The organism is Actinomyces sp. ICM58, from assembly GCF_000283035.1.
In the GTDB taxonomy this organism is placed as follows: Bacteria; Actinomycetota; Actinomycetes; order Actinomycetales; family Actinomycetaceae; genus Pauljensenia.
This window is the reverse complement of sequence record NZ_ALIY01000049.1, coordinates 1-4610: the sequence shown is the minus strand read 5'-3', so window position 1 is coordinate 4610 and position 4610 is coordinate 1. Positions and strand designations below refer to the sequence as shown.

The following is a 4610-nucleotide window of genomic DNA, read 5'->3' as shown; positions in this document are numbered from 1 at the left end:
TGGGTGCCGCAACCTGACTCTGTTCGGGTAATGGTGGGGGGTTTTGCAGCATTAGAAGCATCGCCACGGCGTGTCGCCGGCGTGTCGCACCTCTAATGGTGCAATTCCCCCCGTTTGCTGGCGGTGAGCTCGCGATTCGGGGCGGCGAGGTCGTGGTTCGGGGTGGTGAGGTCGCGGTTCGGGGCGGCGTGGCGCCCAAAGTGCAGACCACCTCAGTGAAAAACGCCGACAATGGGGTGTCGTGGGCGAGGTGGTCTGCGTTGTGGTCACAACGGCGCCTGGCCTCGTGCGTCGCTCGCACGCGAACCCGCTATAGCGTGCGCTGACCCGCAATATCGCACGTAAACCCACTATTCCGTGTCTGGGCGGGGCTGCCCACGCTCGTATTAGCGGGCCCACGTGCATGTCATCGGGCTAACGTGCTGGGAAAGCGCTTCCGCGTGAGCGCGCCACGATTCCAGGTAACAAGCACTGGGATACGGCTGATCGATTGAAGCGCCCCGACATTTCTGATCGGAAAAACCCGGGCAACTGGGAAGGCGACCTGATCATCGGCCAAGACGGGGCCAGCGCAAGCATCGAGCCTGGTCGCCCCGTTTGGCCACAGCCTGGTCGCCCCGCTCGGCCCCGGTGCCAGCCCCGGCCTCGTCGCCCTTAGGCACCGACGGGGACGCCGAGCCCCTCGACGATGTCCGCGCCCGGGAGCGCCGCGAGGACCTCGCCGGTCACGAAAAGCTTCGAGCGGCGCAGCCCCGACCCGATGCAGCTCCAGCCCACCGCGCACGCCGAGTCGACCAGCAGACGCCACGAACCGGGCACGCCCACCGGCGTGATGCCGCCGTACTCCATGCCCGACGCTTCGACCGCGCGCTCCTGTGGCCAGAAACTCGCCTTGCGCACGTCGAGGCGCTTCTTCACGACGTGGTTCACGTCCGCGTTCGTCGTCGCGCGCACGACGCAGGCGGCGATCCGCTCCTCTCCGGCGCGCTTGCCCGCCACCAGGATGCAATTCGACGACAGGGCCAGGTCCATGCCGAACTCGTGCGTCATGGTTTCCGTGTCCGCGAACCGCGGGTCGATCTCCACCACGAGGGCGGACGAGGCCGTGGCAACCCCGCGCTCAGCCAGTGCGGCGAGTGCGGCGGCGACCGGTTCCGCAAGAAGATCCAGGTGTTCCAAGGCGGGCTCCGGCTCGAGCGAGCCGACTCCGGGAATGATGATGTCGCTCATGCGTCCAGCGTAGGCCCGCTGCTCGCTAGAAGGCGGTGGTGGCCATGGTGCAAGCCTCTGTGACGGCGCGCGTCGCCCGCGGCTGGTCCTGTTGTTGGCATGAGTGCGACTGGCGCGGCTGCGCGCAAGGGTGGAAAACGTGTATGCTGGGAGCCGGTCCTCCGCGTGACGGTATCATCCGAACCTCCCCAGGGCAGGAATGCAGCAAGGATAAGGGTGCGCTGCCGGGTGCGCGGAGGATCTTCGTATATGTCGCTCGATTCTGGTCGACTGCAGGACGCATATCTACCATGTGGTTCAAGCCACATCGTTTGGTTTTGCATCTCAATGAGAAGCGTGTAAGCTTATACCCAGCCAAACGGCGTAGCGCCCGTAGCTCAATGGATAGAGCATCTGATTACGGTTCAGAAGGTTGGGGGTTCGAGTCCCTTCGGGCGCGCAGCGGCCCCCCTCGGTGCGATCCACCGGTGGGGGTTCTGCATTTGTGGAAAGCACTCCTTCGGGAGTGCTTTTTTCATGCCCGACGAGGCGCCGAAGAGGCCAGACGAGTCCGACGCCTCACGCGTCCACGCGCCTCACGCGCTCGGCGGCGTCACCACCCACGGCTCGGTCGACAAGGAACGCAGCCCCTCAATCCCCAGGGCCTCCGCGATATCTGAGGCGCAACGCGCCCCGGGCACGCCAAGAGATGCCCCGATAAACGAAACGACGTCCGCCGTGGACCAGCCCAGGCCTCGTAAATCGGCGAGCGTGACCGCGCCGTCGCGCTTGGCCAGGCGCGCACCGGACGGCGCGAGAGCGAGCGGCACGTGCGCGTACATCGGCTCTGGCGCCCCGAGCAGGTGTGCGAGCTGAGCCTGCGCGGGCGCCTGCGAGAGCAGGTCGAATCCGCGCACGACCTGGTCGACCCCCTGGTAGGCGTCGTCGACGACCGCCGCCAGGTTGTAGGCGGGCACCCCGTCCGCGCGGCGCACGACGAAATGGTCGACCGGCCCGGTGTAGGAACCGTGCAGCTCGTCGAACACGGTCCACTCGGGCGAGGGCGCGGCCAGACGCAGCGCAGGTTCGCGCCCGAGCGCCGCCAGTGACGCACGTTTGGCGGCGCGCTCTGACTCGCTGAGCGTCAGGCACGTGCCCGGGTAGTGGCCGGGCGGCACGTGGGGCGCGGAGGCGGCCTCGCGGATGTCGCGACGCGTGCAGTAGCACTCGAAGATGAGGCCTCGCGCGGCCAGCGACGCCAGCGCCTCCTCGTGTGCGTCGGCCCGCGCGGTCTGGATGAGAGGCTCGCCGTCCCAATCCACGCCGATCGCTTCCAGGTCCTCGAGCTGGCGCTGGGCGGACCCGGCGCGCTCCCGGTCGATGTCCTCGATGCGCAGGACGAAACGCCGCCCGGTTGTGCGCGCCCACGCCCATGCGAGGATCGCGGTGCGCAGGTTCCCCAGGTGGAAGTCGCCCGTGGGGGAGGGTGCGAATCGTCCAGTATTCGTCATGAGGCCAGTGTACGAGGCTGTGGCATGCTCGCCGCTGTGCCTTGCCCGGGTGCGCGGTGCGGTGGGCGTACAGTGGTGTGCATGACGAGTTTTCGGGTGCCCGACTGGTTGGCGGTCTTCGTGGGCGGTGTCGCGGGCACGGCGGCGCGCGCGGGGCTCGATGAGGTCGCGAAGGCGTCCCCCGTGCGAGGCCTCTTCCTGTCCTGGTCGACGCTGACCGTCAATATCGTGGGCGCTTTCGCGCTGGGGGCGCTGGCCGCGTGGGTGGCGGGGCGCCTCGCGCGCGGCGTGGGCGATGCGGCGTCATTGAAGACTTTGAAGCTTCTGGTCGGCACGGGTTTCGCGGGCGCGTTCACGACGTATGGGACGTACATCGTCGCGTCTGTGGGCTACGTGTCGCTCAATGGAATCGCCGAGGCCGTCTCGCAGTCCCTCGGTCTCCTGGCCCTGGGTGCGGCGTCGGCGTGGGTTGGCGTGCGCGTGGGGGAGTGGTTGTGCGGCCCCTCGGGCGCGCGGCCTGTCAGCGGCGAGGAGGGGCGAGCGTGAGCGTGTCGACCTTCCTGTTCGTGGCCCTGGCCGGCGGTGTGGGCGCGTGCGCGCGCTTCTGGCTGGACCGCGGGACTCAGCGCGCCCTGTCCTCGTGGGGCGACCCGGCGGGAGCGAAGCTCGGCATCCTGGTCGTCAACGTGATCGGTTGTTTTCTGGCGGGCGCGGCCACTCAGCTTGCGCCCGCTCACCTGATGCCGATCGTGTCGACGGGGTTCCTGGGTGGCTTTACGACGTTCTCGACGGCTCTCGTGGATGCGGTGACCCTGTGGGCGGACGGGTTTCGGGGGCGTTCGCTGGTTCTCGCGCTGGGCACGTGGGCGGCGTCCTGGGGTGCGGCGGTCGTGGGCATCGCCGTCGCGTGAGCCTCGTCGGGGCGTTCCGGGCTCTGCTTGTTATCTGGCTCTGCTTGTTATCAGCCATTGCACGCGACTGAGCGCAGGCCTGGCCTGCGCGATCTTTACCCAAAAATGTCGCACGTAATTCCCTCGCGGTTATTTCATGATTTGAATTGTGATCGTTGGAATTGCAACGTTTTCTCGGGTCCTAAGAAAAGTGAGGGTACCCAAATTACGTGCGACTTTTGGGGAGGGATGAGGCCGGGGGGGCGAGGGGCGAGGTCGGATGTTCGCACAGACCCACGCTTATCCTTACCCAAAAATGTCGCATGCAATTCCCTCGCGGTTATTTCATGATTTGAATTGTGATCGTTGGAATTGCAACGTTTTCTCGGATGCTAAGAAAAGTGAGGGTACCCAAATTGCATGCGACTTTTGGGGAGGGGTGACGGGGACGAGGCCGGGGGGTGACGGGGACGAGGCCGGGGGGCGACGGGGACGCGGCCGGGGGTCGAGGGACGACGGGGCTCGCGTCCGTCGCTCGCCGCGGCGACAGCTCCGATGAGGGTTTAGCCACGATACGGTGTTTTGTAACAGCATGCCGAGCGCTCCCGCGCGCCGCCCCCATATGCTGATTGTGCGGGCCGAGCGGCCCAGTAACGGAGAAACTCATGATTGACCTCACCGGGGTGTCCAAGGTCTACCCCGTGAAAAACGGCGGCCAAGTGGTCGCACTCGATGGGGTGAACCTTCACGTTGACCGCGGATCGATCCACGGCATCGTCGGTCGATCCGGCGCGGGCAAGTCCACCCTCATCCGGTGTCTGACCGCCCTCGAGAAGCCCACCGAGGGAAGCATCGTCGTTGACGGCCTCGATCTGGCGACCCTCTCGGGCGCGCGACTGCGCGCCGCGCGCCGCCACATCGGCATGGTCTTCCAGGCGGCGAACCTCCTCGACGCTCGCACGGCGGCCGAGAACATCGGCTACCCGCTCAAGCTGGCGGG

Annotated in this window: 5 protein-coding genes, 1 tRNA gene and 1 other RNA gene; 5 read left to right on the top strand and 2 right to left on the bottom strand. The window is 66.9% G+C overall.

Translation table 11 applies throughout. The annotated features are described in order from the left end of the window. Positions 1-654: 654 nt before the first annotated feature. Positions 655-1230 (bottom strand): YbaK/EbsC family protein, encoded by a 576-nt coding sequence (locus HMPREF1138_RS02370; protein WP_009056093.1) that lies wholly within the window; start codon positions 1228-1230, stop codon positions 655-657. 152 nt (positions 1231-1382) lie between these two features. On the opposite strand from HMPREF1138_RS02370, the gene ffs reads away from it, so the two are divergent. Beyond that, an RNA gene (gene ffs, locus HMPREF1138_RS10460) (signal recognition particle sRNA small type) lies at positions 1383-1478 on the top strand. Positions 1479-1596: 118 nt separating this feature from the next. Beyond that, positions 1597-1669 (top strand) — tRNA-Arg (locus HMPREF1138_RS02365). 136 nt (positions 1670-1805) lie between these two features. Here HMPREF1138_RS02365 and gluQRS read toward each other — a convergent pair. After that, positions 1806-2720 carry a tRNA glutamyl-Q(34) synthetase GluQRS gene (gene gluQRS / locus HMPREF1138_RS02360; protein ID WP_009056101.1) on the bottom strand — a complete coding sequence of 305 codons (915 nt, stop codon included), beginning with the start codon at positions 2718-2720 and terminating at the stop codon, positions 1806-1808. Between the two features lie 81 nt (positions 2721-2801). Here gluQRS and HMPREF1138_RS02355 point away from each other — a divergent pair, with 81 nt between their 5' ends. From HMPREF1138_RS02355 to HMPREF1138_RS02345, 3 genes are all read left to right on the top strand, one after another. Then, positions 2802-3266 (top strand): fluoride efflux transporter FluC, encoded by a 465-nt coding sequence (locus HMPREF1138_RS02355; RefSeq protein WP_039936573.1) that lies wholly within the window; start codon positions 2802-2804, stop codon positions 3264-3266. Beyond that, the gene (locus HMPREF1138_RS02350; protein WP_009056097.1) at positions 3263-3631 is read left to right on the top strand and encodes a fluoride efflux transporter FluC; all 369 of its coding nucleotides are present in this window, start codon (positions 3263-3265) and stop codon (positions 3629-3631) included. The genes HMPREF1138_RS02355 and HMPREF1138_RS02350 overlap by 4 nt, the downstream gene beginning before the upstream one ends. Positions 3632-4275: 644 nt before the next feature. Continuing rightward, on the top strand, positions 4276-4610 hold a 335-nt coding region (locus HMPREF1138_RS02345), incomplete at its 3' end, for an ATP-binding cassette domain-containing protein (RefSeq protein ID WP_009056099.1).

Excerpts from the sequence above, each read along its gene's own strand:
- HMPREF1138_RS02370 (WP_009056093.1), bottom strand. The coding sequence starts at position 1,230 with ATGAGCGACATCATCATTCCCGGAGTCGGCTCGCTCGAGCCGGAGCCC.
- gluQRS (WP_009056101.1), bottom strand. The coding sequence starts at position 2,720 with ATGACGAATACTGGACGATTCGCACCCTCCCCCACGGGCGACTTCCAC.
- HMPREF1138_RS02355 (WP_039936573.1), top strand. The coding sequence starts at position 2,802 with ATGACGAGTTTTCGGGTGCCCGACTGGTTGGCGGTCTTCGTGGGCGGT.